2 protein-coding genes and 2 pseudogenes are annotated in these 3,649 nt (G+C 44.7%); 3 read left to right on the top strand and 1 reads right to left on the bottom strand.

From position 1 onward, the window contains the following. Both ABY436_RS19590 and ABY436_RS19585 read left to right on the top strand, forming a co-directional pair. Positions 1-331: pseudogene (locus ABY436_RS19590) on the top strand (mechanosensitive ion channel family protein); the annotation flags it as partial. 311 nt (positions 332-642) lie between these two features. Beyond that, positions 643-1,116: an Hsp20 family protein gene (locus tag ABY436_RS19585; RefSeq protein ID WP_372740608.1), complete on the top strand. Its 474-nt coding sequence runs from the start codon at positions 643-645 to the stop codon at positions 1,114-1,116. Between the two features lie 148 nt (positions 1,117-1,264). Here ABY436_RS19585 and ABY436_RS19580 read toward each other — a convergent pair whose 3' ends face one another. Further along, on the bottom strand, positions 1,265-2,404 hold the full coding sequence (locus ABY436_RS19580; RefSeq protein ID WP_372740607.1) for a S1C family serine protease: 1,140 nt from the start codon (positions 2,402-2,404) through the stop codon (positions 1,265-1,267). Positions 2,405-3,175: 771 nt separating this feature from the next. Here ABY436_RS19580 and glyA point away from each other — a divergent pair. Next, positions 3,176-3,649, top strand: a pseudogene (glyA, locus tag ABY436_RS19575) (serine hydroxymethyltransferase); the annotation flags it as partial.

Below are 3,649 nucleotides of genomic sequence, written 5' to 3'. Positions count from 1 at the left end.
TTTCACGCTTACCCGGAGTCAGCACGTAAACCTATTTTCATTTCGGGATGAATTACTGGAACGGGCAGCAGTTCACTGCCAGGACTTCTATGAAGTTGCACACAGATATAATTATTTAATAGAGAAACGCTTAGATGTGACCATCGCAGGCCCCGCCCCTACCGTTACTATTTCGACATCTGATATTGGTAAAAATACAGCGAGTGTGACGATTTTTTGTCCTTCAGATCAGGCACTGGATATTGAACAAAAAATAACGCAGGATTTTATGGAATTATGGTATTCAGAGCTAAAAAATCTGCAGGAGGCGCTTCCTGAATACGCTGTATAAATAAGCCTCAGCCGTTCTGTTTTTGACGATTGACAACGAACTCTATGTATACGATTGTATATCTTGCTGTTCAGCCTGTTTGATAGGTACCAAGTTCATAGATGGGCTCCTTGCAGCTTCCGTTATCGCCCCTTCATCATTCGCATTTCGTTATCTTTAGCGTCGAAAGCATAGGGTAAATTTTTTTAAAAAAACCGCTTGAAAAAGAGTGTGGCGACCCTATTTAAGATATGTGGCAAGCTTGTCCACCCCGGAAACTTTGCCGACATGATTGTTTATTATTTTAATTCGCTTCTTATGGAGGTCTTATTATGAACTCAATTGATTTAACCCCTCTTTACCGTAGTAGTGTGGGTTTCGACCGCTTAGCGTCTTTGATAGACCATGCACTAGCAACCGAAACAAATACTAACGGGTATCCCCCATACAATATCGAAATGCTGGATGAAAAACGCTACGCAATCACACTTGCTGTGGCTGGTTTTTCACAAGAAGAGATCGATATTCAGGTTGAAAAAGGTGTGCTGGCAGTACGTGGCAATAAACCAGAGAGAAATGAAACTAAGTTTTTGCATCGGGGTATAGCGAATCGGACGTTTGAGCGTAAGTTTAATCTGGCCGATTATGTTGAGGTAACCGGGGCAGATCTTATCAATGGCTTGCTGACCATTAGCCTGGTCAAAGAAATACCGGAAGCAATGAAGCCTAGGACTATCGCCATTAACACTAATGAGCCAGTATTAGAGCACAATGCTAAGGAGCAAATAGAGGCTAAGGGCGCTTAAACGAATTGCGGTGAGTACTAGCGGTGCTCACCGCTTCTTGCGCTGTTTAATCTACATGTTATCAGAAGTAAATTCGGCTAGCTAAATTTCATTATCAAAGAATGATGCTGGTAGAGTGGGCTTGAGCTGCTACACATCAACCTCTACTTTAGCCAGCCTGCAATTCAACGTCGACTTGACGTATATTTTGTTCGCGCTGAATCTGCAATGTGACAACATCACCAACTTTATAATCATCCAGTGCCGATAGTAGTTGCGCTACGCTGCTGATCTCCCTGCCATTTAAATTTATAATGATATCTCTTGGGAGGATAGCACTGTTCCTGGCCATGATGGCTCCTTTAAGACCTGCTTTATCAGCGGAAGAACCCGGTATAACGTTTAATACGACCACTCCCTGTACGTCCAGTATTTTTGACAAGTGACTATTTAGCTTCTCATCTACGGTGATCCCCAAAGAAGGCCTGATGTAACGGCCATTGCGGATCAGCTCCGGAACAATACGCATAATGGTATCGACAGGGACCGAGAAACCAATGCCGGCAGATGCGCCAGACGGACTGTATATCATCGTATTAATACCAATGAGCCTTCCGGCTGAATCCAGTAAAGGTCCACCGGAGTTACCAGGGTTGATCGCTGCGTCGGTCTGTATAAGGTTGTCAATTGTGACACCGCCAGTACCTGCATCTAAGCTGCGATCAAGCGCGGATACTATGCCTGTCGTCAACGTCCAGTCGAGGCCAAAAGGGTTGCCAATGGCAAAGACCTTCTGTCCGACTTTCAGGTCGTGACTGGTACCAATAGGAACTGGTGGCGGGGGTTGGAAAGCAACGCCGATTTTGAGAACAGCAATATCATGTTCGGGACTCGCGCCCACCAGAGCTGCCTGATAGTCCCTGCCATCAGCCAGCTTTACATTGGCCTGAGACGCACCCTGAATAACGTGATAGTTAGTAATTACGTGACCTGCGTCGTTCCAGATAAAGCCAGAACCGCTGCCGCGAGGTACTTGAAATATATTACGAGACCATGTGTCTCGTACTAAATGAGCCGTTGTAATAAATACAACAGAATTCCGCGATGATTCAAATAACTCTATGGTGGTCTGCTCATCGGCCGCCATATCTCCACGTGGAGTGATGACTCTTGGCGTACCCTCTTGTGCGCTAAACCACGATTCTACAGCGGGCATGAATTGCCAAAAAAGCATCAAAAACGCAACGCAGCTGGTAACAATCAACCATCGGCGTAAAAATCCATCAGGTGAGTTATGCGAATAATTCATAGCAGGTTATGCCTTATAAATTATAGAAAAAATGTATATATCCATGTCAAAACACGACGTATGGTGATTAATGGAGAGAGTATTCATCATATCCGCTATAGCCGGAATTTTCTGCACGACTGCTAAAAAGTATTCGAAAAGACTCTAAAGACAACAACTACGGTTTCTCCTGTAGGTGAAAAACCTGTTCAGTGACTGACTGATATCAGAGCGAGAGATTGTTACAGGCCATATAAAGAGGCACTCATCTAATGTGACTGCGTCCAGATCTGCTCGAGTAATGATGCGTTGGTGTATATGGGTATAGCCGTCTGTTCATTTGCATTATAAATATAAGCATAAAAACTATTGATTTTTATTATGTGTGGTATGCGTATATTCTGTTTTGGATGTTAAGAGATAGCTGATTTTATGCAAGGTAAAGCTCTTGCCAAATTAATGTCGCCTTAGCGCGTTGTGGAGCAATAGTCTTGCTGCTTGAAGAAATGATGCGCCTAACTATTGTGCTCACTGAGGGGCCCGGCTTGTTCATTGATGAGTCCTCTTCGTTATAGATTGGAATTGCTACGACGTGCAAATACACAGTTTTCTCTCCGAGCTTAGCTGTGATTTTAGTTTTTAGGCTTGTATGGCAACTACGTCTTTTGGCTGCAGTATGTTTACAGTGCAAAGTGAGTCTATCTAGTTTGTCTGGCGCCGGATAACGGGCAGGAAACAATAATTATAAAACCAAATATGTGACTAGGCTGTTTGGCTTAGTAGGAGGTAACGATGTTTAGTAAAGGTGACCAGGTTCAGGGATACGACGATGTCCTGTGGGCGGCGGTAGTTAAAGAAGAAGTACGTCAGGAAGAGCATATCGAACTGATAGCCTCTGAGAACTATACCAGCCCGCGTGTCATGCAGATGCAAGGTTCTGTACTGACGAACAAATATGCAGAAGGTTACCCTGAAAAGCGTTACTACGGTGGCTGTGAATACGTTGACCTGGTAGAGCAGCTGGCGCTGGATCGTGCTAAAGAGCTGTTCGGTGCGACGTATGCTAACGTTCAGCCACACTCCGGTTCACAGGCCAATGCTGCCGTTTACATGGCGCTGTGCGCACCGGGCGATACTATTCTTGGCATGAGCTTAGCGCACGGTGGTCACCTGACGCATGGTTCGCATGTTAATTTCTCCGGCAAAATGTATAACGCCGTTCAGTACGGTTTAAATGAAGCGACAGGCGAGATCGATTACGACGAA

It is taken from the genome of Neptunomonas sp., from assembly GCF_041601355.1.
Lineage (GTDB): Bacteria > Pseudomonadota > Gammaproteobacteria > Pseudomonadales > Balneatricaceae > Neptunomonas.
Note: the sequence above shows the minus strand (reverse complement) of the source record. Positions and strands in the feature narration are given on the sequence as shown.

Coding starts and splice junctions, on each gene's coding strand:
- ABY436_RS19585 (WP_372740608.1), top strand. CDS start 643: ATGAACTCAATTGATTTAACCCCTCTTTACCGTAGTAGTGTGGGTTTC.
- ABY436_RS19580 (WP_372740607.1), bottom strand. CDS start 2,404: ATGAATTATTCGCATAACTCACCTGATGGATTTTTACGCCGATGGTTG.